Origin of the sequence: Nocardia sp. CA-120079, from assembly GCF_050955745.1 — a bacterium.
Taxonomy (GTDB): Bacteria; Actinomycetota; Actinomycetes; order Mycobacteriales; family Mycobacteriaceae; genus Nocardia.
This window is the reverse complement of sequence record NZ_CP192088.1, coordinates 6,638,298-6,661,331: the sequence shown is the minus strand read 5'-3', so window position 1 is coordinate 6,661,331 and position 23,034 is coordinate 6,638,298. Positions and strand designations below refer to the sequence as shown.

Genomic DNA, 23,034 nt, shown 5'->3' with positions numbered 1-23,034 from the left:
ACTCTTGCACGTGACCCCAGCGACTACTGATCAGCGTTCCAGCGTCGTGCCTACGGCAGCCAGTGATGCGGGTGGTGAGCGGCCGACATTGTTGCTGTTGGACGGGCATTCGATCGCCTATCGCGCGTTCTTCGCGCTGCCCGCGGAGAACTTCAAGACGGTCACCGGGCAGACCACGAATGCGGTGTACGGATTCACCGCGATGCTGATCAATCTGTTGCGGGACGAGAAGCCGACGCATATCGCGGCCGCTTTCGACGTCAGTCGCAAGACTTTCCGTACCGAGGCGTATCCGGAGTACAAGGCGGGCCGAAATGCCACGCCCGATGAGTTCCGCGGCCAGGTCGAACTCACCAAGGATGTGCTCGGCGCCATGGGAATCCCGGTGATGGCGATCGACGGTTTCGAGGCCGACGACCTGATCGCCACCATCGCGACCCAGGCCGTGGGCGAGGGTTTCCGCGTTCTGATCGTCTCTGGTGACCGTGATGCCATCCAGCTGGTCAGCGATGAGGTCACGCTGCTCTACCCGCGCAAGGGCGTCTCCGATCTCACCCGGTTCACCCCGGATGAGGTGATGGCCAAATATCAGCTCACCCCGGCCCAATACCCGGATTACGCGGCCCTGCGCGGCGACCCGAGCGACAACCTGCCCGGCATTCCTGGCGTCGGGGAGAAGACCGCCGCTAAATGGATTCGCGAATACGGCGATCTGACCACCCTCGTCGACAAGGTGGACGAGGTGAAGGGCAAGGTCGGCGACGCACTGCGCGCCAACCTCAGCAGTGTCGTGCTCAACCGCCAGCTCACCGAGATGATCCGCGACGTTCCGCTGCCCTACACCCCCGATCAGCTGGCCCAGCAGCCGTGGGATCGCAACAAGATCCACCAGCTCTTCGACGACCTGGAGTTCCGGGTGCTGCGCGACCGGCTCTTCGAAACCCTCGCCCCGCCGGAGCCCGAGGCCGAATCCGGCTTCGAGATCAGCGGCGGCGCGCTGGAGGTGGGCGCGGTCACCGGGTGGCTTGCTGAACATGCGAAAGTTGGTGTCCGACACGGTATTTCGGTGGTCGGCACCAATACCCCAGGTAATGGTGACGCGCGCGCGCTCGCCATCGCCGCCGCGGACGGCGAGAGCGGCTACATCGATGTCGCCGTGCTGACCCCGGAAGACGAAGCCGCGCTTGGCGCTTGGCTCGCCGATCCGGCCGTGCCGAAGGCGCTGCACGAGGCCAAGGCCGCCGTGCACGCCCTGCGTGGTCGTGGCTGGACCCTGGCCGGTCTCACCAGCGATACCGCCCTGGCCGCCTACCTGGTCCGCCCCGGCCAGCGCAGCTTCAACCTCGACGATCTTTCGCTGCGCTACCTGCATCGCGAACTGCGCGCCGAAACCGACGAAACCCCGCAGCTTTCCCTGCTCGACGATGCCGACACCGTGGACGCCGAGCTGGCGCAGACCGAAATGCTGCGCGCGCGGGCGGTTCTCGACCTGGCCGAGGCACTCGACGGCGAACTGCGCCGGATCGAATCCAGTGCACTGCTCGACGATATGGAACTGCCGCTGCTCAGCGTGCTCGCCGAACTGGAGAACGCCGGCATCGCGGTCGATATCGAGCAGCTCGAGAACCTGCAGCGCCAATTCGCCGATAAGGTCACCGATGCGGCCAACGCCGCCTATGGCGTGATCGGCAAGCAGATCAACCTCGGCTCACCCAAGCAGCTGCAGGTGGTGCTCTTCGACGAACTCGATATGCCGAAGACCAAGCGCACCAAGACCGGCTACACCACCGACGCCGACGCGCTGGAATCGCTGTTCGAGAAGACCGAGCATCCGTTCCTGCGGCATCTGCTCGAGCACCGCGACGCCACCCGGCTCAAGGTCACCGTGGACGGTCTGCTCAAATCCGTCGCCGATGACGGCCGCATCCACACCACCTTCAACCAGACCATCGCCGCGACCGGCCGACTGTCCTCGACCGAGCCGAATCTGCAGAACATCCCGATCCGCACCGACACCGGCCGCCAGATCCGCGACACCTTCGTGGTCGGCCCGGGCTTCCAGTCGCTGATGACCGCGGATTACAGCCAGATCGAAATGCGCATCATGGCCCACCTTTCCGGTGACGAGGGCCTGATCGAGGCCTTCAACTCCGGCGAGGATCTGCACACCTTCGTAGCCTCCAAGGCCTTCGATATCCCGCTGTCGGAGGTGACGCCCGAGATGCGCCGCCGGATCAAGGCGATGTCCTACGGTCTCGCGTACGGTCTGAGCTCCTATGGTCTTTCGACGCAGCTGAAGATCAGCACGCAGGAGGCCAAGGAGCAGATGGAGGTCTACTTCGACCGCTTCGGCGGCATTCGCGACTATCTCTACGAGGTGGTCGAACAGGCACGCAAGGTCGGCTATACCGAAACCCTCTTCGGCCGCCGCCGCTACCTGCCCGATCTGGATTCCAGCAACCGCCAGCGCCGCGAGGCCGCCGAACGTATGGCCCTCAACGCGCCCATCCAGGGCACCGCCGCCGACATCATCAAGGTCGCGATGATCAACGTGCACAAGGCGATCAAGGAGGCGGGCCTGCGCTCGCGCATGCTGCTGCAGATCCACGACGAACTGGTCTTCGAGGTCGCCGAGGGGGAGAGGGACACCCTCGACGCACTCGCCCGCGAACAGATGTCCTCGGCGATCACGCTGTCGGTGCCGTTGGATGTCTCCGTCGGCACCGGCCGCAGCTGGGACTCCGCCGCGCACTGAGCGTTGGGTGCGGCACGCCGGAATCCGGTGTGCCGCACCGCATTCAGTGCCCAGCGGCCAGTAATTTGTACTGCGCGGTGGCCTGCTGATCGCGGAGCCACAACCAGTTACACCGATCGCGAGGATTACGGCGACAACCAGCGCACCTCCGGCTCTAGCCAAGACCGAAAACGATATCAACGTCCCCCGGGACAGCTTTGGCGATAATGGTGCGGATACCACGTCAGACCGCCGGATCGTTCACGTTCGAATGATCACTGCTCGCGCCGCACCAGTCTCGCCGATCCCATTCGCAGATCGATCTCATCGCGCGGCGGCGCTCCATCGGACTTATCTTCTTTATGCATCAGTGCCGTCTGTCGCTGCTCGAACTCGTAATGCTTCGAACCTTGAAAGGTCGCGGCAACCTGTTCGAATCCGGTTGCGGCGACCGGCGTGTGCTTGCGGTGCTTGAACCACGGCAGTATCCGACTGCCGGTGAGCCGATTCCACAGCACCTCGACGAATGCGAGTCCGATCAGCAGGATGGCCAATCCGGGAATGGTCATGGCGACGAGAGCACCCATGTGACCGAAAGTACCGGCCCGACGACGGCTTGCCATCCGTCCTCGGCGCTATGCCCCTGAGCTGCGCAAATGGTACTGGCGAGTAGGCGCGACGGGGTGAGGAATGTGGTTGCTATTGCGTCGAGATCGACCTATTCTTGTCGGCGTGCCGAATCCCGCCGACCGCCACAGCGCCGCGCTCCACGTCGCAGACCGCGACAGCGCAGTGCTAATTCCGCTTACCGCGATGGTGGCAACTCGGCGACTTCTCGTAGTAACCCGCCGTAGCGGGGTCTGATTCGGACCGGCCCCCTCGCTGCGGGCTACTGACTACTTACTGCTGGTCCCCTCTGTCAATTGAGAAGACAATCCTCGGGAAGACCTCCGCACAATGACCATCCTGACTCTTGACCCCAACATGTTCATCGCCGCAGCCCCCAAGGCGCTGCGCGCCGAATGCGCCGATCTGACACCCACGCAATTCCACCACCGCTACTGCGAGCACTCCGGCCCGATTCGGGTCGGCGACTGGTCGCCCGCGGGCAATCGGAGCGCGGAGTTCACGGCCACCCTGGAATTCGCCGACCACCTGCGCACGGTGATCGCTGCAGGCAGTCCGGTCGCCGCGATGACCTCGGCGCTCTACGACGAGGGCTATCCGGTCGAAATCCTGCAATTCCACCAGCGCCGCACCGCTGCGGGCACCGCGACGTTCGTGCAGTGCGAATGCAACGGCAGGCGCGGCTGGGGTGCGGCCCTGGCCGACGACAGTGCCGAATCGACGGTCCGCGCCATGATCGCGGGCGTCAACAAGCTGGACGCCTGAGCCTACGAAAACGCAACGGGTCGTTCACATTCCGCGGAATGTGAACGACCCGTTGGTGCGGTTTACTGACCGGTCTGCTGCTCGGCGAGTTGCTTGCGCACCTCGTCCATATCCAGCGCCTTCACCTGGGTGACCAGATCCTCCAGCGCGGCTGGCGGCAGGGCGCCCGGCTGCGCGAAGACCAGCACGCCCTCGCGGAACGCCATGATGGTCGGAATCGAGCGGATGTTGGCGGCGGCGGCCAAGCCCTGTTCGGCCTCGGTGTCGACCTTGCCGTGCACGACATCGGGATGCTTGTCCGAGGAGGCCTCGAAGGTGGGTGCGAAGCTCTTGCACGGACCGCACCAGTCGGCCCAGAAATCGACGAGTACCACGTCGTTCCCGGTGACGATCTCATCGAAATTCTGTTGATTCAGGGTCTGGGTGGCCATGACGTCCTCTCGTGTCGATTGTCGCCAGCTATAACGTCCGGCGCGGTATATATCTTCCGGCGATGCTGCTATCTTCCTCGGGCGACCGGCCACTCGCGCCGTTGATCGCCGTCCCAACGCCGGATACCCACGACGGTCGCGGGAAAATCACGGTCCCTGGCGACGGCGTGGATCGCCTCGCCCAAATGCTGCGTCGGCACCCGTCTGGCCAGGGTGATATGCGGCGTCCACTCGTCGGGTTGCACATTCGACGGTATGCCGGGACACGGCGAAACGACGGCGAAAATACGACGTTGCAGTGCGAGCAGGTGTTCCGACGGCACCACCGACCGAACCAGGATCGGATTGCGCGCACCGAAGACCAGCACGCCGCCTAGTCGTATCGGAATCGGCCGGAAAGTGAGCTGGTCCAGCGCGTGATCGATACGCGGCCAGATCTGCCTGGCCACCGCGACGGTGATATGCGGCCGGTTGGTTTCGGTCTGCTTTCCGGCCAAACTCGGAATGCCTGCATCGACGAGCAACTGCCACTGCCGCCGGATCTCCGCGTCGGCCACATCGTCCAACAACAATTCGACCGACTGCACCATAGTTCACGTGAGGTTAGCCGCCCGCGCGGCTCGATGGGCGGCGAACACGCGGCCCGGTTGTGGGCGAACAACTTGCATCGCGGGAGGATGGCCAGGTGAACCGTGATACGTCGCCCATGCGACTCGGCCTCATCGAAGGTGACGGCATCGGCCCCGAGGTGGTCCGCGCCACCCGCGCGGTGGTCGACGAAGCACTCGCTGCGGCCGGCGCGGTCTCGGTCGACTGGGTTCGGTTACCGATGGGCCGGCACGCCATCGCGGAATTCGGCAATCCGCTGCCGGAGCAGACCCTCGCGGCCCTCGATGAACTCGACGCTTGGATCCTCGGCCCGCACGATAATGCCGCCTACCCGCCCGAACATCGAATCGCACCGGGTGGCGCCATCCGCAAACGCTTCGGCCTCTATGCGAATATCCGCCCCGCCCGTGCCTTCGCCGGAATCAAGGCGAGCGCTGCTGATATCGACCTGGTGATCGTCCGGGAGAACAGCGAGGGTTTCTATGCCGACCGCAATATGTTCGCCGGATCGGGCGAATTCCGGCCCACCCCCGACGTGGCGATGGCGGTCGGCCTGATCACCCGGCCGGCCTGCGAGCGGATCGCGCATGAGGCCTTCCGGCTCGCGGCCGCGCGACGCAAGCGGGTCACCATCGTGCACAAGGCCAATGTGCTGCCCATGACCATGGGCCTGTTCCGCGACGTCTGCTATGACGTCGCCCGCGCCTATCCGGGCGTCGAGGTCGACGACGAACACGTCGACGCGGTCGCCGCCCATCTGGTCCGCGCCGCCCACGACTACGACGTGGTGGTGACCGAGAACCTCTTCGGCGACATCCTTTCCGATCTCGCGGGTGAGCTCAGCGGCTCGCTCGGCATCGCCGCGTCGCTCAACTGCTCGGCAACCAAGGCGATGGCACAGGCGGTGCACGGCGCCGCACCGACACTGGCCGGACACAACCGCGCAAACCCGGCGGCGCTCCAACTCTCGGCGGCAATGTTGTTGCACTGGCTGGGAATTCGCGACAACAACCGCGCGCTGTCGAGCGCTGGTGAACGCATCGAACGCGCCGTCGCGGGCGCCTTCGCCGCGGGCATTGCCACCGCCGACCTGGGCGGTCTCGCCTCGACCAGCGAATTCACCGAGCATGTCTGCGCCAGGGTGCACCGGCGCTGACCCGGACCGGCGGGGCGACCGGGAACCCAAATCGTTCGAACACCGGACCGTCCGGTAGGGTCCACCGCCGGTACCTGAGTGTTTGCTGTGCCCGGAGTGTTCCGCACAGAACGGATAATCTTCCGTTACTGTCCAGCACGAAACGCCACGATCGCTTAGATTGCCAAACGGGTGGTGACACCCGGGTTTCTCGAATCCGAAATGTGGAGGGCTGCTGTGTCTGTTCGATCGGTTCTTGGCAGGCGCGCCCTGCAAGCGATGTGCGTACTAGCCGGTGGTGCACTGGTGCTGACGGGCTGTAGTAACTCCGAAGACAACTCGCCCGCGGTGGCGAAGGTACAGGGTATCGACAAGCTCGACACGGCCGCCGCGCTGCTCCCGGACAAGATCAAGCAGTCGGGCAAGCTCGTCGTCGGAGTCAATGTCCCGTATCAGCCCAACGAGTACAAGGATCCGAGCGGCAAGATCGTCGGCTTCGATGTCGACCTGATGGACGCGGTCGCCGCGACCCTCGGCCTGAAGGCCGAATACGTCGAGTCCTCTTTCGAGAAGATCATTCCCGCGATCCAGGCGGGCACCTACGACGTCGGCATGTCCTCCATCACCGACTCGAAGGAACGCGAACAGAGCGTCGACTTCACCACCTACTTCAACGCGGGCAGCCAGTGGGCGCAGCAGACGGGTAAGCCGATCGACCCGGACAATGCCTGCGGTAAGCGGGTCGCGGTGCAGGCCACCACGGTTCAGGACACCGATGAGATCCCGGCGCGCAGCAAGAAGTGCGAGGCGGAGGGCAAGCCCGCCATCGATAAGAAGCCGTTCGATGAGCAGAGCGCGGCGACCAACGCACTGGTGCTCGGCCAGGTCGACGCGATGTCGGCGGATTCGCCGGTGACCGCGTACGCGATCAAGAAGAGCGACGGCAAGATCGAGGCGGCGGGCAAGGTCTTCGATTCCGCACCCTACGGTTGGGCCATCCCCAAGGGTTCGGCGCTCGGCAAGGCGCTGCAGGCCGCCGTCCAGCACCTGATCGACAACGGTAAGTACACGGAGATCACCAAGAACTGGGGTGTGCAGGAAGGCGCGATCACCAAGTCGGTCATCAACGGCGCCGCGGGCTGATCGATGTCGTCATCCGAAATCACGTCGGCGCCCGGCGACAACACCGGGCCCGGCGGGCCGATCGACGCGGCAGAACCGGAGCCGATCAAGGCCGTTCCACTACGCAGGCCGGGCCGCATGATCGCTGCGGCGATTATCCTCGCCTTGCTCGGGTTGTTCATCTACGGCGCGGCCACCAATCCCGCGTACGGATGGGGAACCTATCGAAAGTATTTGTTCGACAGCCGGATCGCCTCCGGCGCGGCGGTCACCCTCGAGTTGACCGTGCTCGCGATGGCGATCGCCATCGTGCTCGGCGCGTTGCTCGCGGTGATGCGTCTGTCGCCGAATCCGGTGTTGCGCGCCGTGGCGTGGGTGTATCTCTGGATTTTCCGTGGCACACCGGTTTTCGTGCAGTTGGTCTTCTGGGGTCTGTTCCCGTCGCTGTACAAGTCGATCCAGCTCGGTGTGCCGTTCGGGCCCGAGTTCGTGCGGATCGACGTGCAGGGGCTGCAGGCCGCGTTCGCCTTCGCGGTCATCGGCCTCGCACTGAACGAGGCCGCGTATATGGCCGAAATCGTCCGTGCCGGAATCAATTCCGTCGGCGAGGGCCAGCGCGAGGCCTCGACGGCGCTCGGCATGTCGTGGTCGCAGACCATGCGCAGGACCGTGCTGCCGCAGGCCATGCGGGTGATCATCCCGCCCACCGGCAATGAGCTGATCGGAATGCTCAAGACCACCGCGCTGGTCACCGCGATCCCGTTGAGCACCGACCTCTACGGCCGGGCCCGTGATATCTACGGCGTGAACTTCCAGCCCATTCCATTGCTATTGGTCACCGCCACTTGGTATCTCGCGGTCACCAGCGTGCTGATGATCGGGCAGTACTACCTGGAGCGCTACTACTCACGGGGCGCCTCGCGGCAGCTGACCGCCAAGCAGCTGCAGGAACTGGCCGACGCTCAGACGATTGTGAAGGCGAAATGAGCGCGACGACAGACAAGGTAGACCCGGCCGGTGTACAGCCGATGATCCGTGCGGATCGGGTGTGTAAGAACTTCGGTGCGCTGCAGGTGCTCAAGGGCATTTCGCTCGAGGTCGGGCGTGGCGATGTGCTGTGCCTGATCGGGCCCTCGGGTTCGGGTAAGTCGACTTTCCTGCGCTGTATCAACCACCTCGAGCAGGTGAACGCGGGTCGGCTCTATGTCGATGGTGATCTGATCGGCTATCGCGAAAAGGCCGGCAAACTCTACGAATTGCACCCGCGCGATGCGGCCAAGCAGCGCCGCGATATCGGCATGGTGTTCCAGCATTTCAACCTGTTCCCGCATCGCACGGCGCTGGAGAACATTGTCGAGGCGCCCATTCAGGTGAAGGGCATCCGCAAGGCGGACGCGGTGGCGCGTGCGCTCGAGTTGCTGGACCGAGTCGGCATGGGGGACAAGGCGAATGCCTATCCGGCCCAGCTCTCCGGCGGCCAGCAGCAGCGCGTCGCGATCGCCCGTGCGCTGGCCATGGATCCCAAGCTGATGCTCTTCGACGAGCCCACCTCTGCGCTGGATCCGGAATTGGTCGGCGAGGTGCTCGGGGTCATGCGCGAACTCGCAGCCGACGGTATGACGATGGTGGTCGTGACCCACGAAATGGGTTTCGCCCGCGAGGTTGCCGACCAACTGGTGTTCATGGACGGCGGCGTGGTTGTGGAGGCGGGTAATCCGCGGGAGGTGCTCGCCGACCCGAAACATGAACGCACCAAGGCGTTCCTGTCACGGTTGCTCTGAATTCAGTGGCCGCCCAAGCCGATACGGAGTTGTCCGAGTAGGACTTTCGAGGCCGGACTGCCCGGGCGATCGCGCCGCCACGCCAGCGCGAGTTGTCCGCGCAGCTCCGGTTCGGTGATCGGCAGTACCCGTACGCCGAATGCCGTGGCCTCCTCGGCGGGCAGCGCGGGCACCACCGCGATGCCGAGGCCGCGGGCGGCGAGCCGCAGCAACAGCGGGGGAGCGGCGGCCTCGAATGCGATATCGGGTTCGAATCCCGCTGCGGCACAGGCGCGGTCGAAGACACCCCGGATGCCGGTGCCGCGCGGTAGACAGATCAATGGGTGCGCACGCAACTGGTCGAGCGTGATCGATGCACGCTTCTTACCGCTCAGCGCGACCGCCGCGACCACCGGCGTATCGAGCACAACATCTATACCGATATCGGCGCCGATGTCCGCACCGGTCAATCCGACCAGGGCGATGTCCAGCTCGCCGCTGCGCACCGCCGCGAGCATCCGTTCGGAGGTGTCCTCGGTCAGGCTGATGCCGACCTGCGGGTGGTCGTCGTGAAAGTCCGCGAGCACCGAGGCGATATCGAATTCCTCATCGCCCGCGCCGGAGATGCAGCCGAGGCGGACGTGTCCGCGCAACAGTCCGGTGAATTCGTCCACCGTCGCGGTAATCCGCTCGGTCGCCGCCAGCGCGGCCCTGGCATGCGGCAGCACCGCCGCGCCCACCTCGGTCAAGGTCACCGAGCGGCCGCCGCGATCCAGAAGTTGCTGTCCCAGTTCGTGTTCGAGCTGGCGGATCTGGGCGCTGAGTCCGGGTTGGGCCAGGTGCAATCGGGCGGCGGCGCGGGTGAAGTTGGCCTCCTCGACCACGGTCACGAAGTAGCGGAGTTGGCGCAGTTCCATAACTGCTGATTATAGGTCCAAGCAGAACTATCTGTTGTACTTCTGGATTGGCGCGCGGCATCGTCTATGGCATGGGAAACACCGCAGAGATCATCAATACCTTCACCGGCCCGGTCTTCCGCCCCGGCGACGCCGGATATGACGAAGAGATCGCCGGCTTCCAGGCCGCTTACCATCACCGCCCCGCACTGGTCGTCGGTGCGGTGCACGCCGAGGATGTGCGCGGTGCGGTCGAATACGCCGCGCGCCAGGGACTTCCGATCGCGGTGCAGGCCACCGGGCACGGCCTCTCGGTCGCGGCCGACGGCGGCGTGCTGATCAGCACCCGCCGGATGACCGATATCCGGATCGACCCGCGGGCGCGCACCGCCCGTGTCGGTGCCGGAGTGCGGGCGGGCGCGCTGGTCGAGGCCGCCGCACCGTACGGGCTGGCGCCGCTGAACGGGTCCTCGCCGTCGGTCGGTGTCGTCGGGTACAGCCTCGGCGGCGGATTGGGCCTGCTGGCAAGGCAATTCGGTTACGCCGCCGAACATGTGCGCGTCATCGAGCTCGTCACGGCCGACGGTCGAGTCCGCACGCTGACCCCCGGCGACGAACTCTTCGGCGCGGTGCTCGGCAGCGGTGGCAACTTCGGCGTGGTGACCGCGCTGGAACTGGAACTCGTGCCGGTCGCCACCGTCTACGGCGGTCAGTTGATCTTCGATACCCCACTGGTCGAGCAGGCCATGGCAGCCTGGAAGGACTGGACCGCGACGCTGCCCGACGAGGTGACCTCGACGGTGACCGTCATGACCTTCCCGCCCATTCCGCAGATTCCGGAACCGCTGCGCGGGCGCTATGTCGCGTCGATACGGATCGCCTACAACGGATCCGCAGCGGACGGCGAGCTGCTGGTCGCGCCGTTGCGCGCGGTCGGGGATCGTCTGAAGGACGATCTGCGGCTTATGCCGTACACCGAATCGCACACCATCCACAGTGATCCCGACCACCCGCATGCCTATGCCGCCACCAACGCCTTGCTCGGTGAGCTCACCGGAGAAACGTTGTCGGCCTTGCGCACTGCCACCGGACCCGAATCGACGATTCAGGCGGTGGTGGATATCCGGCACCTCGGCGGCGCGCTGGGCAGGCGTGGTCCTGCGGGGATTGCCGTGGACAACCGCGATGCCGAGTACCTCGTTCGCGTCATCACCATGCCCGGGCCTGATGCGGGTGATGCCGCGCCCGAGGACCATGCGGTGGTCCGCGCGGCACTCGCGCCGTGGACCGTAGGCCACAGCCTGAACTTCCTCTACGGTGCGGGCGCCGCGGCCGACGAGACGCAGACCCGAGGTGGCTACGCGCCGGACACCTACGCGCGGCTGGCCGGGCTGAAGGCGAAGTACGACTCCCGCAACATGTTCCGCTTCAACCGCAACATCACACCTGCGAACTGATCGCCGCGACCGCCCTATCGCGAGGGACGGTCTGATGCTATCTTCGTGATATCACTTTGATACTCGGAGGATGTCATGAAGCTTCGGTCGGCGTTCCACGTCAACGGCTTTCTCGTGCTGGTGTCGTGGTTTGTCCTCACGCTCCTGATCGGTGGCGGCGCCATTGCCGGATACGCCGTGGCCGCGCACAACGACAATGTGCTCGCCCTCGTCGGCTCGATCATCGCGACCGTGGTCGTGGTCGTGCTCCTGTTGCTGGCCACCGGGCTCACCGTGGTGAATCCCAACGAGGCCAAGGTCGTTCAGTTCTTCGGCCGCTACATCGGCTCGCTGAGTGAACCCGGCTTCTACTCGGTGGTGCCGCTCACCGACCGGCGCGGCATCTCGCTGAAGGTGCGTAACTTCGAAACCCAGAAGCTCAAGGTCAACGATGCCGACGGCAATCCGGTGGAGATCGCCGCAGTCGTGGTCTACCGGGTGGTCGACAGCTTCAAGGCCGCCTTCTCGGTCGACGACTACGAGGAGTACGTGGAGACCCAGTCCGAGGCGGCGGTGCGGCATCTGGCCACGACCCACCCCTACGACGCGCACGACCAGAACACCACCAGCCTGCGCGACGGCGCCGAGGTGGCCGAGGAATTGACCATCGAATTGCGCGACCGCACCGATCTGGCGGGCATCGAGGTCATCGAGGCCAGGATCAGTCACCTCGCCTACGCGCCGGAGATCGCCCAGGCCATGCTCGTTCGGCAGCAGGCGGCCCAGGTGGTCGCCGCGCGCACCCGCATTGTCGAGGGCGCGGTGGGTATGGTCGGCCTCGCGCTGGACCGGCTCGCCGAACAGGGCGTCGTCGAACTCGACGAGGAACGCAAGGCCGCGATGGTGTCGAACCTGCTGGTCGTGCTCTGCGGTGACCGCGCCACCCAACCCGTCGTCAATACCGGCTCGCTCTACTCTTGAGTCGCCTCATGGCCGAGCGCAAGAAGATCCTGCTACGCCTGGACCCGGCGATACACGAGGCCATTGCCCAATGGGCCGCCGACGATCTGCGCAGTATCAATGCCCAGATCGAGTACGCACTGCGCCTCGCGTTGAAACAGGCGGGCCGAAGCCCGAAGGCGAAACCGGCCGAGGAGTAGCCGGAACAAGCTCTGCCGCGACGATGCCGAATGCCCATGGGTATTCGGCATCGTCGGTATTCGGTCCGACGATTTCAGCGCGCGAGTTCGCCGATGAGTTCGAGACTGTCGGCGTAGAGCGCGTGTTGCGCGCCGCGGTCATAGGACGCCTTCGACGACGGTTTCGCGGTGCGGCCCACAAAATGCCGACCGGACACCTCGTCGAGCGACGGATCCGTGACCAGCCACGCGAGATCCTCGCCCGATCGGCGCGGCGTATTCACACCCGGCAACAACACCAGACCCCGAGCGACCGTGCGCCACAACAGTTGTGCCGCCGACCCGGCATCCCTGGCGAGTCCGGTGCCCGGCATCAGTCCAGGATCGAAGGCGTTCACCGTGATGCCGCGCGCCTCGAATTGTCGCGCCAATTCGTAGGTGGTCCGCAGGTTCGCCAACTTCGACGTGCTGTAGCGGCGACGACCGTCGCGCTGCGCGGATTCGGTCGACTCGGGTGGATAGGCGAGTTCGCGGACATTGGTATCCAGCGGATCGGGCATGCCGGTGAACTGATCCGGATTATGCGTGCCCGAGGTGACGAAGACGATGCGCGCGGGCGCGATCAGGTCGTCGAGCAGTGCTTGGACCAGCGCGACGTGTCCGAGATGGTTGACGCCGAAGGTGGCCTCGATGCCGTCCTCGGTGTAGCTGCGGCGGGTGAATTGCAGTCCGGCATTGCAGACCAGCGCGTGCAACGGAGGCAGTCCGCTGCTGCGGAATTCGTCGGCGAAATGGGCGACGGAGGCCAGTGCGCCGAGATCGAGTGTCGCCGCTCGCGCGCCGATGGCGGCGGCCTCCGTCTGGGCCCGGTCGGCGTCGCGCCCGGTCACGACGACCGTCCACCGTGGATCGGCGGCGAGCGCCCTCGCGCATTCACGGCCGAGTCCGCTGGTTCCGCCGGTGATCACAACAGTTCTGTCACTTGTTGCCATATGGCAGAGTCTGCCATATGGCGCGCTGTGCGACAATATTCCGATGTCATTGCGGGATCGGAAGAAGGAGCGGACCAGGCGGGCGATCGCCGATGCCGCGCTGCGATTGTTCGTCGAGCGCGGGTACGACGCCGTCACCGTCGCGGATATCGCCGCCGAGGCCGAAGTCGGGACGCGCACCCTGCATCGCTACTACGCGAGCAAGGACGAATTGCTGTTCGCCGAGGACGACGAGCATCGCGCGGAGCTGGCTCGGCTATTGGCCGACCGTCCGACCGACGAATCCCCGGAGGAAACCATGGCGGCGGTGATCGGCCCGTTGGTCGAGCGTTTCGCCGATCGCATCGCCGACGCGCGCGCCCGCGATGCGCTGATCGCGGACCATCCGGCCCTGCAGGCCCGCGAGCTGGCCAAGCGAAATGCGGTGGAATCCCTTGTCGCCGAACACCTTGCGCGCCGATTGGGCGTAGCGGCGGGCACCGATGTGCGGCCGCTGCTGTGGGCCAAGGTCGGTATGGCATGTTTCTTCGCGGGCTACGAGATCTGGCTGCACACCGGCGGTGACCTCGGCTCGCACATCGGCGATGCGCGAACCGCGCTGCTCGATGAATTTCGTTCGGCCGGTATCTGATCCGGCGATGCCGAGTTCGCGGCAGCTAGAGGAATCCCCAGCAGCCGTAGCTGCCCCCGAATGCCATGGTGGCCGTATCGGAGACGCCGATATCGCGCTGTATCGCCCGACACGGTGTTCGATCTGCGGGTGCCGAACGCGTCCGCGGTTGCCCGAGCGCACGGCCGGGTAGCGTGATCGGGTGCCAATCTCGTTCGACACCAGCGGATTACAGCAGCTCGACAGCAACGCGTGGCGGGACCCCGCCACGGGCGACATCGTCCAGTTGAGTTACTTCGATCTGGTACCAGATCTGCTTGCGCCACTGACGGACCTGACAACGCTGCGCCGCGGGCTCGCCGAGATCCATGCCGAAAGCGGTTGTCTCTCGCGTGCCCGCCGCTGGGCGGCATATACCTGCCCCGCCGCCCGTCTCGACCCGAACTTCGCGGCTCTGCCGCCGTTCTGAGAAATCAGGCGTCGGCCGGCCTGCGGGTGACGAAGATGGCGGTGCCGGGGAACAACTCACCCCGCAGCGGACTCCACTGTCCCCACTCGCGCTCGAGCCATTCCGGCCAGTCCGGTTCGACGATGTCATCGAGCACCAGCCCGGCGGCGACGATCTCGCGCACCCGATCCCCGATGGTTCGGTGGTGTTCGACGTAGGTCGGCGCGCCCTCGCTGTCGACCTCTACATACGGCGTGCGGTCGAAATAGGGGATCGAGGCGGTCAGACCGGCGGGTCCGGGGTCGTCCGGAAATATCCAGCGCATCGGATGGTTCACCGAGAACACCCACCGACCGCCCGGCCGCAACACCCGCGCAACCTCGCGCATCACCAGTTCGGAATCCGCGACGAACGGGACCGCGCCGAAGGACGAACACGCCAGATCGAAGGATTCATCGGCGAACGGCAATGCCTCGGCCCCCGCCTGCACCAATGGCACCCGCGGTCCACCGCGCGCCATCGCGGCGAGTCCGCGCGTGAGCATCCCCATGGACAGGTCGAGCCCGACCGGGTGGGCCCCCTGCCCGGCCAGCCAGCGCGAACACGGCGCGGATCCGCATCCGATCTCCAGGATCCGCTTACCGGCGACCTCGCCGAGGAAATGCATATCGCCCTCGTGCAAGCCCTCCGGGCACCAGATGAATTCGCCTGCGGGGGAGTCGACGCCGAGAAAGTCGGCATGGGTTTGGTGATACTGGTCGGCGTCGGCGTCCCACCAGCGCCGACTGGCCTGCTGACTGGCGGCCGAACCGATTCTGGTCCGCGCGGTCGTGGTGGTTCCGAGCAGCGCATTTGCCTGCGTATGACGATCTTCCGACACGCCGTCAGACTATCCCGGCGTGGCGTCGGGACCGGTTTGCCCGGCTGGACCAAGGTCGCGTACGCTGAACGCGCGAGTGTCTTGGGTACTGCCGTACCGGTGTCATTGCAGTAACGATCTGCGGGGGCAACTGTACAAAAGTAATGCCAACACCCGTGCTGAGTTTCACAAGCGTTTGCGTGCGGTACGTTCATTATGTCCGTCACGTCGCGTCATCGCGGTGAGATCGCAGCGTACCGAAAGTTCCAATGTCCGCAACCGACCACAATCCGTCCGGAGCAAACCGACATATGCCCACCACCGTCACCTCGCCGCAGGTAGCCGTCAACGATATCGGCTCCGCCGAGGACTTCCTCGCCGCCATCGACGCCACGATCAAGTACTTCAACGACGGCGACATCGTCGAAGGAACCATCGTCAAGGTCGATCGCGACGAGGTCCTGCTCGACATCGGTTACAAGACCGAAGGCGTCATCCCCTCTCGCGAACTCTCCATCAAGCACGATGTCGACCCCAACGAGGTCGTTTCCGTGGGCGATGAGGTCGAGGCTCTTGTTCTCACCAAAGAGGACAAGGAAGGCCGCCTGATCCTGTCGAAGAAGCGGGCGCAGTACGAGCGGGCGTGGGGCACCATCGAGGAGCTCAAGGAGAAGGACGAGGCCGTCAAGGGCACCGTCATCGAGGTCGTCAAGGGCGGTCTGATCCTGGACATCGGCCTGCGCGGCTTCCTCCCGGCCTCCCTGGTCGAGATGCGCCGGGTCCGCGACCTCCAGCCGTACGTCGGCAAGGAGATCGAGGCCAAGATCATCGAGCTGGACAAGAACCGCAACAATGTGGTCCTGTCCCGCCGCGCCTGGCTCGAGCAGACCCAGTCCGAGGTCCGCAGCGAGTTCCTGCACCAGCTGCAGAAGGGCCAGGTCCGCAAGGGTGTGGTCTCCTCGATCGTCAACTTCGGCGCGTTCGTCGATCTCGGCGGCGTCGACGGTCTGGTGCACGTCTCCGAGCTGTCCTGGAAGCACATCGACCACCCGTCCGAGGTTGTCGAGGTCGGCAACGAGGTCACCGTCGAGGTCCTCGACGTCGACCTGGACCGCGAGCGGGTTTCGCTGTCGCTCAAGGCGACCCAGGAAGACCCGTGGCGTCAGTTCGCCCGCACCCACGCGATCGGCCAGATCGTGCCGGGCAAGGTCACCAAGCTGGTTCCGTTCGGTGCGTTCGTGCGCGTCGAAGAGGGCATCGAGGGTCTGGTGCACATCTCCGAGCTGGCCGAGCGCCACGTGGAGGTCCCGGACCAGGTTGTCGCGGTCGGCGACGACGCGATGGTCAAGGTCATCGACATCGACCTCGAGCGTCGCCGGATCTCGCTGTCGCTGAAGCAGGCGAACGAGGACTACCACGCCGAGTTCGACCCGTCGAAGTACGGCATGGCCGACAGCTACGACGATCAGGGCAACTACATCTTCCCCGAGGGCTTCGACCCCGACACCAACGAGTGGCTCGAGGGCTTCGACAAGCAGCGCGAAGAGTGGGAAGGCCGCTACGCCGAGGCGGAGCGTCGCCACAAGATGCACACCGCGCAGATGGAGAAGATGGCGGCCGACGCCGCGGCCGAGGCCGCGAACGGCGGCGGCGCGTCGGGCAACTACTCCTCCGAGAGTGGTTCGCAGGCGTCCTCCGGCCAGGCCGAGCCCGCCGGTGGTTCGCTCGCCAGCGACGCCCAGCTCGCGGCCCTGCGTGAGAAGCTCTCCGGCAACGCCTGATTCGTAGAGCAGTAGCCAAAGGCCCCGGTCCGATCGGACCGGGGCCTTTGTGTTGCGGTAAGCGGTAGTGTGCCCGGACATGGGGAGCAATCCGGGCAAGAACGATTATCTCGACCAAGTGGTGGCGCAACAGGCGGCGCTCGAGGGTGACCTGCGCAGCCGCAAACCCGTCGCCCCGGCGCCGATGGCGGCGGCCGCAGCCCCTGCGGCGCCGGGCGGTCCGGTGCGGCGCGGTGCGATCGCCAAGCGGGCCGAACGGGTCGGGCCCACACCACAGGGCGGTGGTCCGGGGCCGGTGGAGGTCCGGATCACCGGATTCTGGCGCTGGCAAACGGTTTTGGTGCCACCCAATGCCTTCGTCGTACACACCCGGCGCGGTCGCGGGGAACCGCTGCACATCGGCCTCGGGGTGTCGTTCCGGTTCAACCCCGCGACGGATTCGTATCTCGTTGTGCCTGGCGCGATGCAGACGATTCTCATCAACGCCTACTGCATCTGCAGTGAACTGCAGGGCGTGCTGGTGCAGGGCTATGTGCAGTGGATCATCGAGGATTTCGCCACCGCGTACCGCAAGCTGGACTTCTCCGATGCCGAAGATCCCATGCGGCTGGTCAACATTCAGCTGCGCGAGCAGGCCGAGGCGGCCATCAAGGACAAGGTCTCCACGATGGGTGTGCGCGATGTGCTCAGCGATAAGCAGCCGATCATCGAAGAGTTGACCGCGCGGCTGCGGGCGGTCGCCGAGGGCAGCGCCGATCGAAATGCCGAGGCGGACAGCGATCGTGGGCTCGGGCTGCGCATTGTCACGGTGCAGATCAAGGAGGCGGTGGTCAGCTCTTCGACGCTGTGGGAGAACCTGCAGAAGCCCTACCGCAGCGAACAGAACCAGATCGCCCGCCTCGCGGAACTCGCCGCGCAGGAAGTGCTTTCGGCCCGCGAGACGGACGCGAATCGGGTTGCCGAGGAACGCAGGATCGAGAACGAGCGGGAATTGGCCGAACTACGGGCGCGCAACGAGGCCGCGCGGTTCGACCGCGAGACCGCGGAACGGTTGCGGCGCACCACCCGTGAGCACGACGATCAGCGCGCGGTCGCCGATCTGGCCAAGGAGACCGCACTGCACGCGCTGCGATTGGAGCGTGAGCAACATGGCGAACAGGCCGAAAACCTGCGCAGGAAGCTGGAATTGCGGGAGCTGGAACTCGACGGTGAGATCGCCGTCGCGGCCCGGCGCTCGCGGGCGGCGCATGATGATGCCCTGCTCGATCTGGAACGGGATCGGATTCGCATCGACAATACGAACCACCGCTCGGTCGCCGCTACGCAGGCGCAGCTGGTCGATGCGCTCCCCCAGATCGTCGCGCAGTTGCCGACGCCCGGTGAGTTGACGACGTATCAGCTCGGCGGGGATCTGTCCGGGCTGTCCGCGCTCATCGGGCAGCTGACACGGGTGCTCGAAACGTGGTCGGCGACACGGCCGGTGAGCTCGAGTAGGGACGAGCTCGACCAGTCGGGGGATCAGGTGAACCGCCGATAGCGACGAGTTGGACAATCGACCAACTTCGCCGGAATGTGTGCCCGACTCAGCGATAGGGTGCGGGCGAGTCGGGAGCCCGCTGGCAAGATCAACCCCGATCAATCAGTACCGGATGAGAAGGAACACCACGCATGTGCGCAGCGAGTCCGTTCAGCGGTCTCAACCGTAGGCAGTTCCTGGCGAAGGCCGCCGCGGCGGGAGCGGTGGGCGCATTGGCGTCCTGGGCCGACCCGATCATCGAACGCGCCTATGCCGCCGATCCGGCCGGCACCGGTGGTCTCGGGGATATCGAGCATTTCGTGCTGCTCATGCAGGAAAACCGTTCCTTCGACCACTATTTCGGCACCATGTCCGGTGTGCGCGGCTTCGGCGAGGCGTCAAAGGCGTGGCAGCAGTACGGATGGACGCCCGGTGTCGGTCCGACCCCGGACGGCTTCGTGAATCCGTTCCGCCTCGATACCACCCGCGGCGCGACCCTCGACGGTGAATGCATCAACGATCCGGACCACAGCTGGGGCGGTATGCACCGGGCCTGGAACGGCGGCGCCAACGATCAGTGGATGCCGATGTCCATTGCCAGCGTCGGCCCGGCCAACGCACCCGCGGCCATGGGCTACTACCTGCGTGAGGACATTCCGATCCACCATGAACTCGCGGACGCGTTCGCCATCTGCGACAACTACCACTGCTCGGTCCTGGGTCCGACGGACCCGAACCGGCTGTACTGGATCAGCGCGACAATCGACCCGGACGGCGTGGCCGGTGGGCCGCTGTTGGAGACGCCCACGCTGATTCCGCAGCACGTCTACAGTTGGCGGACCTTCCCGGAGAACCTCTCCGAGGCGGGCGTCAGCTGGAAGGTCTACAACAATCGCGATGTCGGCCCGCTGTCCTCGGTAATTCTGGACGGCATGCTCGGCTGTTTCACCCAATCCTCGGATCCGAATTCCGAATTGGCTCGGCGCGGTCTTACGCCGGTGTATCCCAACGACTTTCAGGCCGACGTCGCCAATGACACGCTGCCCGCTGTGTCCTGGGTGATTCCGTCGTTGATCAACTGCGAACATCCCGCGTTGCCCGCGGCGTTCGGCGCATACGGCATCGTGCAATTGCTCGATATCCTCACCTCCAATCCGAAGGTGTGGGAGAAGACCGCGCTGATCATCAGCTACGACGAGAACGGCGGCTTCTTCGACCACGTCACCCCGCCGACCGCGCCGGCGGGCACACCGGGCGAATTCGTCACCGTGCCGCTGGATCGGGTGAAGGCATCCAACGGTGTCGCGGGTCCGATCGGTTTGGGGTATCGCGTCCCCGGCCTGGTGATTTCGCCGTACAGCCGCGGCGGGCTGGTCGCCTCGGAGACCTTCGATCACACGTCCCAACTGCGGCTGCTGGAAACCCGCTTCGGCGTCGAGGTGCCGAACCTGACGCGGTGGCGGCGCAGTGTCACCGGCGATATGACCTCGGCCTTCGATTTCGGCTCGAGCCCGGATGCGGCGAAGCCGGTGCTGAGTGATCCGAAGCCGAAGATGGATGCCGCGATCGCACAGTGCGGCCCGAATATCGCACTGGGCACCACGACCAAGGGTGTTCCGTATCCGGTGCCGCCCAACCAGATGCCGACCCAGCAGCCCGGGTCGCGACGCCGTCCGAGTGGCATCGTGCGGGGCTAGGTCGCGAGTATTCTTGCTGTTCGCCGAACGGATCGGCCGCAAGGCCGACCTGACGATCGGGATCGCCGCCGCCTTCGGTGTGTGGGGATGGGTTGCGGCCCCGAGAGCATGCGCGCTGCGCGGAATGCTGACGGCAGCACGAAGTGACCCAACCCCTGATGGGGCTGGGTCACCGGAAGTTTATGGCCGGATAGGCGGCTGAAATCAGCTGGCGGTCGCAGGCGCCCAGTACGCGGTCGCGGCAGCGGAGCGTTTTCGCATGGCCGCGAAGCTGTGCCGGGCGGGGCTGATCAAAGCGGTGAACCACGAGCGGCGGTGCTCGGCGAGCGCGGCCGCGACGGCAGGGTGCTTGATGCAGTGCATGCCCCCCGCCTTACCCAAGCGGTGGCGACCCGCCTGGTTGATTTTGGTGCCCAATGAAAGTTCCTTTGCTTGCTGGTGCTGGCCTGGATCGCCACGGCGAAGATTAGTCGAACGAAAGTGTTCGGCACAGTATTTTGCACGAGTAATTGCCTCGGCGTGTCGGAAAGTTGTGGGCCGGGGGCCGGAATCGACCGGAAATGTTGCGAGATGGTCTCGGCCTAGTCACGGATCGGGCAAATGGTGTTTCAGACGGTGGAATGTGCGGCGCGAGTGGGTATTCCGGCCCATTGGGTGGAATGTGTGCACAGGGGGTTGGTTCGGCGCGACATCGCGGATGCGAGACTGGTCGAATGTTGCGGATCGGCCTCACCGGAGGCATGGGAGCGGGCAAGTCGACGGTGGCGCGGATTCTCGCCGAGCTCGGCGCGGTGATCATCGATTCCGATGTGATCGCCAGGGAGGTTGTCGAGCCGGGTACCGAGGGCCTCACGGCGTTGGCGGCGGCGTTCGGCCCCGACATCCTCGCCGCCGACGGCAGCCTGGACCGGCCGGCGCTGGCGGCCAAGGCATTCGGAAACGACGACGCTCGCGCGACGTTGAATTCCATTGTCCATCCATTGGTCGGTAAACGAACCACGGAATTGATTTCCGCCGCGCCGTCGGATGCGATTCTCGTTCAAGATATTCCACTTCTGGTGGAAAACGGTCTCGCACCGCTGATGAATCTCGTATTGATCGTCGACGTGCCCGCGGAAACTCGGATACGGCGATTGGTGGAATTCCGTGACGTTTCCGAAACGGATGCACGGGCGCGTATTTCGGCGCAGGCCACCGATGAACAACGCCACGCCGTCGCGGATGTGCTGTTGGACAATAGCGGTGAACCGGGGGCCATCGACCCGGTGGTCCGGCAATTGTGGACGCAACGGTTGGTGCCGTTCGAGGAGAACCTGCGCACCGCGACACCGGCGCGGCGCAAGGAGTTGCGCGTCGTGCCCGCGAATCCGGAGTGGGCGGCGCAGGCGCAGCGGCTCATCGCCCGGCTGTGGGTGGCGTGTGGTCCGGCGGCATCGCGAATCGACCACATCGGCTCGACCGCGGTGCCGGGATTGCCCGCCAAGGATGTGATCGATGTGCAGATCACCGTCGCGGATCTGGCGGCCGCCGATGGGCTGCGAGACGCGTTGGGGGCGGGCGGTTTTCCGGTTCGGCCCGATGTCACCGGCGACAACCCGAAGCCGACCCCGGCGGATCCGACCGGCAGCGATACGGCGTTGTGGGCCAAGCGTTTTCACCAGAGTGCCGATCCGGGGCGGTTGGCGAATGTACATATCCGGGTGGCGGGCTCGCCGGGGCAGGAGTTCGCGCTGCTGTTCCGGGACTGGCTGATCGCCGATGCGGCGGTGCGCGCGGAGTATCTGGAGGTCAAGCGCGAGGGTGCGGCCAAGGCGGCCGGGCTGACCGGCGCGGCGGCGACACTGGCGTATCTGGATGTGAAGGAACCATGGTTCGATGCCGCCTACCCGCGGGCAGCGGCCTGGCGCGACAGCGTCGAACGCTGAGCGGCGGTACTACAGCCACGTCAGGGTGATGTCCTGGGTGGCGAGCCAGCGGTCGAGCGAGTAGCCGTTGGCGGCGATGCCATCGATCGCGATGGACGCGCGTTCGATGGCGGCCTGGGCTTCGCGGAGGGTGATGAATCCCGCGGTGTGCGCGGCGAGTAACTCGTCCACATCGAGCAGTTCGATCTCGCGTCCCGAGCGCACCACTATGTCGAGGTAGTGGTCGACCGACTTCCACTTCTTCGGACCGACCTGGGCGAATTGGCCGAGGTCGATGTAGTAGTCCTCATCCCGCCGATGCGCGGGGTGGAAGTGGAAGATCGTCACGCGAATGGCGAGTCCGGGTAACAGCCACGATTCGATGTAGTGGAACTGCGGATGATCCGAGGTGCGCGCCATGTACAGGCCCCATGGCTCGGTCCAATAGCGCTCGACCGGCCGGACGAAGCCCTTCGGGTCCGTGTTGGTCAGGTCCGCGAGATTGAAGTACTCGACCTTGGGCCTGTGCACGTCCACTGATGGTGCCTGTGTCATGCAAATAGAATCTACCGC

23 protein-coding genes are annotated in these 23,034 nt (G+C 65.4%); 15 read left to right on the top strand and 8 right to left on the bottom strand.

Annotated elements, in window-relative coordinates; all coding sequences use genetic code 11:
- Nucleotides 1-10 precede the first annotated feature (10 nt).
- Complete coding sequence (polA, locus tag ACQPYR_RS30785; protein ID WP_433622402.1) at nt 11-2,755, top strand: DNA polymerase I; 2,745 nt, start codon at nt 11-13, stop codon at nt 2,753-2,755.
- 254 nt (nt 2,756-3,009) lie between these two features.
- Here polA and ACQPYR_RS30780 read toward each other — a convergent pair whose 3' ends face one another.
- The gene (locus ACQPYR_RS30780) at nt 3,010-3,321 is read right to left on the bottom strand and encodes a DUF6191 domain-containing protein (RefSeq protein ID WP_433622401.1); all 312 of its coding nucleotides are present in this window, start codon (nt 3,319-3,321) and stop codon (nt 3,010-3,012) included.
- Between the two features lie 370 nt (nt 3,322-3,691).
- Here ACQPYR_RS30780 and ACQPYR_RS30775 point away from each other — a divergent pair, with 370 nt between their 5' ends.
- Nucleotides 3,692-4,126 (top strand): 2-keto-3-deoxygluconate kinase, encoded by a 435-nt coding sequence (locus ACQPYR_RS30775; protein ID WP_433622400.1) that lies wholly within the window; start codon nt 3,692-3,694, stop codon nt 4,124-4,126.
- A 62-nt stretch (nt 4,127-4,188) separates the two neighbouring features.
- Here ACQPYR_RS30775 and trxA read toward each other — a convergent pair whose 3' ends face one another.
- Together trxA and ACQPYR_RS30765 are read right to left on the bottom strand one after the other, a co-directional pair.
- Nucleotides 4,189-4,557, bottom strand: a complete 369-nt coding sequence (trxA, locus tag ACQPYR_RS30770) for a thioredoxin (protein WP_387295563.1) — start codon at nt 4,555-4,557, stop codon at nt 4,189-4,191.
- A 68-nt stretch (nt 4,558-4,625) separates the two neighbouring features.
- Entirely contained in the window at nt 4,626-5,147 is a 522-nt protein-coding gene (locus tag ACQPYR_RS30765) for a 2'-5' RNA ligase family protein (RefSeq protein ID WP_433622399.1), read from the bottom strand.
- Between the two features lie 116 nt (nt 5,148-5,263).
- Between ACQPYR_RS30765 and ACQPYR_RS30760 the strand changes: the two genes are divergently transcribed.
- The 4 genes from ACQPYR_RS30760 (at nt 5,264) to ACQPYR_RS30745 (ending at nt 9,204) form a co-directional block, all read left to right on the top strand.
- A complete protein-coding gene (locus ACQPYR_RS30760; RefSeq protein WP_433635290.1) occupies nt 5,264-6,322 on the top strand; it encodes an isocitrate/isopropylmalate dehydrogenase family protein in 1,059 nt (352 codons plus the stop codon).
- A 201-nt stretch (nt 6,323-6,523) separates the two neighbouring features.
- Nucleotides 6,524-7,444: an ABC transporter substrate-binding protein gene (locus tag ACQPYR_RS30755; RefSeq protein ID WP_433635289.1), complete on the top strand. Its 921-nt coding sequence runs from the start codon at nt 6,524-6,526 to the stop codon at nt 7,442-7,444.
- A 3-nt stretch (nt 7,445-7,447) separates the two neighbouring features.
- Nucleotides 7,448-8,410 carry an amino acid ABC transporter permease gene (locus ACQPYR_RS30750; protein ID WP_433622398.1) on the top strand — a complete coding sequence of 321 codons (963 nt, stop codon included), beginning with the start codon at nt 7,448-7,450 and terminating at the stop codon, nt 8,408-8,410.
- Between the two features lie 41 nt (nt 8,411-8,451).
- Entirely contained in the window at nt 8,452-9,204 is a 753-nt protein-coding gene (locus tag ACQPYR_RS30745) for an amino acid ABC transporter ATP-binding protein (RefSeq protein WP_433635288.1), read from the top strand.
- A 2-nt stretch (nt 9,205-9,206) separates the two neighbouring features.
- Here the strand turns inward: ACQPYR_RS30745 and ACQPYR_RS30740 are convergent, their stop codons facing one another.
- The gene (locus tag ACQPYR_RS30740) at nt 9,207-10,100 is read right to left on the bottom strand and encodes a LysR family transcriptional regulator (protein WP_433622397.1); all 894 of its coding nucleotides are present in this window, start codon (nt 10,098-10,100) and stop codon (nt 9,207-9,209) included.
- Between the two features lie 71 nt (nt 10,101-10,171).
- On the opposite strand from ACQPYR_RS30740, the gene ACQPYR_RS30735 reads away from it, so the two are divergent.
- The 3 genes from ACQPYR_RS30735 to ACQPYR_RS30725 all read left to right on the top strand — a co-directional run bounded on the left by ACQPYR_RS30735 (nt 10,172) and on the right by ACQPYR_RS30725 (nt 12,675).
- Entirely contained in the window at nt 10,172-11,536 is a 1,365-nt protein-coding gene (locus tag ACQPYR_RS30735; RefSeq protein ID WP_433622396.1) for an FAD-binding oxidoreductase, read from the top strand.
- A 75-nt stretch (nt 11,537-11,611) separates the two neighbouring features.
- Nucleotides 11,612-12,496: an SPFH domain-containing protein gene (locus ACQPYR_RS30730; RefSeq protein ID WP_433622395.1), complete on the top strand. Its 885-nt coding sequence runs from the start codon at nt 11,612-11,614 to the stop codon at nt 12,494-12,496.
- Between the two features lie 8 nt (nt 12,497-12,504).
- Entirely contained in the window at nt 12,505-12,675 is a 171-nt protein-coding gene (locus ACQPYR_RS30725) for a toxin-antitoxin system HicB family antitoxin (RefSeq protein ID WP_387295551.1), read from the top strand.
- Between the two features lie 74 nt (nt 12,676-12,749).
- Here ACQPYR_RS30725 and ACQPYR_RS30720 read toward each other — a convergent pair whose 3' ends face one another.
- Nucleotides 12,750-13,646 carry an SDR family NAD(P)-dependent oxidoreductase gene (locus ACQPYR_RS30720; RefSeq protein WP_433622394.1) on the bottom strand — a complete coding sequence of 299 codons (897 nt, stop codon included), beginning with the start codon at nt 13,644-13,646 and terminating at the stop codon, nt 12,750-12,752.
- Between the two features lie 43 nt (nt 13,647-13,689).
- Here ACQPYR_RS30720 and ACQPYR_RS30715 point away from each other — a divergent pair, with 43 nt between their 5' ends.
- Complete coding sequence (locus ACQPYR_RS30715; protein WP_433622393.1) at nt 13,690-14,277, top strand: TetR/AcrR family transcriptional regulator; 588 nt, start codon at nt 13,690-13,692, stop codon at nt 14,275-14,277.
- A gap of 181 nt (nt 14,278-14,458) precedes the next feature.
- On the top strand, nt 14,459-14,725 hold the full coding sequence (locus ACQPYR_RS30710) for a hypothetical protein (protein WP_433622392.1): 267 nt from the start codon (nt 14,459-14,461) through the stop codon (nt 14,723-14,725).
- Between the two features lie 4 nt (nt 14,726-14,729).
- On the opposite strand, the gene ACQPYR_RS30705 is transcribed toward ACQPYR_RS30710, so the two are convergent.
- Nucleotides 14,730-15,584: a class I SAM-dependent methyltransferase gene (locus ACQPYR_RS30705; protein WP_433622391.1), complete on the bottom strand. Its 855-nt coding sequence runs from the start codon at nt 15,582-15,584 to the stop codon at nt 14,730-14,732.
- Between the two features lie 290 nt (nt 15,585-15,874).
- Here ACQPYR_RS30705 and rpsA point away from each other — a divergent pair, with 290 nt between their 5' ends.
- From rpsA to ACQPYR_RS30690, 3 genes are all read left to right on the top strand, one after another.
- A complete protein-coding gene (rpsA, locus tag ACQPYR_RS30700; protein ID WP_040689126.1) occupies nt 15,875-17,344 on the top strand; it encodes a 30S ribosomal protein S1 in 1,470 nt (489 codons plus the stop codon).
- 79 nt (nt 17,345-17,423) lie between these two features.
- Complete coding sequence (locus ACQPYR_RS30695) at nt 17,424-18,881, top strand: SPFH domain-containing protein (RefSeq protein WP_433622390.1); 1,458 nt, start codon at nt 17,424-17,426, stop codon at nt 18,879-18,881.
- Between the two features lie 131 nt (nt 18,882-19,012).
- The gene (locus tag ACQPYR_RS30690; protein WP_433622389.1) at nt 19,013-20,557 is read left to right on the top strand and encodes a phospholipase C; all 1,545 of its coding nucleotides are present in this window, start codon (nt 19,013-19,015) and stop codon (nt 20,555-20,557) included.
- A gap of 204 nt (nt 20,558-20,761) precedes the next feature.
- Here ACQPYR_RS30690 and ACQPYR_RS30685 read toward each other — a convergent pair whose 3' ends face one another.
- A complete protein-coding gene (locus ACQPYR_RS30685; RefSeq protein ID WP_040688985.1) occupies nt 20,762-20,974 on the bottom strand; it encodes a hypothetical protein in 213 nt (70 codons plus the stop codon).
- Nucleotides 20,975-21,270: 296 nt separating this feature from the next.
- Here ACQPYR_RS30685 and coaE point away from each other — a divergent pair, with 296 nt between their 5' ends.
- Entirely contained in the window at nt 21,271-22,482 is a 1,212-nt protein-coding gene (coaE, locus tag ACQPYR_RS30680) for a dephospho-CoA kinase (protein ID WP_433622388.1), read from the top strand.
- A 9-nt stretch (nt 22,483-22,491) separates the two neighbouring features.
- On the opposite strand, the gene ACQPYR_RS30675 is transcribed toward coaE, so the two are convergent.
- The gene (locus ACQPYR_RS30675) at nt 22,492-23,016 is read right to left on the bottom strand and encodes a DUF402 domain-containing protein (protein WP_433622387.1); all 525 of its coding nucleotides are present in this window, start codon (nt 23,014-23,016) and stop codon (nt 22,492-22,494) included.
- Between the last annotated feature and the right edge of the window lie 18 nt (nt 23,017-23,034).

What these genes read in the sequence shown, in the direction of transcription:
- ACQPYR_RS30780 (WP_433622401.1), bottom strand. Translation starts at nt 3,321, where the DNA reads ATGGGTGCTCTCGTCGCCATGACCATTCCCGGATTGGCCATCCTGCTG.
- ACQPYR_RS30775 (WP_433622400.1), top strand. Translation starts at nt 3,692, where the DNA reads ATGACCATCCTGACTCTTGACCCCAACATGTTCATCGCCGCAGCCCCC.
- trxA (WP_387295563.1), bottom strand. Translation starts at nt 4,557, where the DNA reads ATGGCCACCCAGACCCTGAATCAACAGAATTTCGATGAGATCGTCACC.
- ACQPYR_RS30765 (WP_433622399.1), bottom strand. Translation starts at nt 5,147, where the DNA reads ATGGTGCAGTCGGTCGAATTGTTGTTGGACGATGTGGCCGACGCGGAG.
- ACQPYR_RS30760 (WP_433635290.1), top strand. Translation starts at nt 5,264, where the DNA reads ATGCGACTCGGCCTCATCGAAGGTGACGGCATCGGCCCCGAGGTGGTC.
- ACQPYR_RS30755 (WP_433635289.1), top strand. Translation starts at nt 6,524, where the DNA reads ATGTGGAGGGCTGCTGTGTCTGTTCGATCGGTTCTTGGCAGGCGCGCC.
- ACQPYR_RS30750 (WP_433622398.1), top strand. Translation starts at nt 7,448, where the DNA reads ATGTCGTCATCCGAAATCACGTCGGCGCCCGGCGACAACACCGGGCCC.
- ACQPYR_RS30745 (WP_433635288.1), top strand. Translation starts at nt 8,452, where the DNA reads ATGATCCGTGCGGATCGGGTGTGTAAGAACTTCGGTGCGCTGCAGGTG.
- ACQPYR_RS30740 (WP_433622397.1), bottom strand. Translation starts at nt 10,100, where the DNA reads ATGGAACTGCGCCAACTCCGCTACTTCGTGACCGTGGTCGAGGAGGCC.
- ACQPYR_RS30735 (WP_433622396.1), top strand. Translation starts at nt 10,172, where the DNA reads ATGGGAAACACCGCAGAGATCATCAATACCTTCACCGGCCCGGTCTTC.
- ACQPYR_RS30730 (WP_433622395.1), top strand. Translation starts at nt 11,612, where the DNA reads ATGAAGCTTCGGTCGGCGTTCCACGTCAACGGCTTTCTCGTGCTGGTG.
- ACQPYR_RS30725 (WP_387295551.1), top strand. Translation starts at nt 12,505, where the DNA reads ATGGCCGAGCGCAAGAAGATCCTGCTACGCCTGGACCCGGCGATACAC.
- ACQPYR_RS30720 (WP_433622394.1), bottom strand. Translation starts at nt 13,646, where the DNA reads ATGGCAACAAGTGACAGAACTGTTGTGATCACCGGCGGAACCAGCGGA.
- ACQPYR_RS30715 (WP_433622393.1), top strand. Translation starts at nt 13,690, where the DNA reads ATGTCATTGCGGGATCGGAAGAAGGAGCGGACCAGGCGGGCGATCGCC.
- rpsA (WP_040689126.1), top strand. Translation starts at nt 15,875, where the DNA reads ATGCCCACCACCGTCACCTCGCCGCAGGTAGCCGTCAACGATATCGGC.
- ACQPYR_RS30695 (WP_433622390.1), top strand. Translation starts at nt 17,424, where the DNA reads ATGGGGAGCAATCCGGGCAAGAACGATTATCTCGACCAAGTGGTGGCG.
- ACQPYR_RS30690 (WP_433622389.1), top strand. Translation starts at nt 19,013, where the DNA reads ATGTGCGCAGCGAGTCCGTTCAGCGGTCTCAACCGTAGGCAGTTCCTG.
- coaE (WP_433622388.1), top strand. Translation starts at nt 21,271, where the DNA reads ATGTTGCGGATCGGCCTCACCGGAGGCATGGGAGCGGGCAAGTCGACG.
- ACQPYR_RS30675 (WP_433622387.1), bottom strand. Translation starts at nt 23,016, where the DNA reads ATGACACAGGCACCATCAGTGGACGTGCACAGGCCCAAGGTCGAGTAC.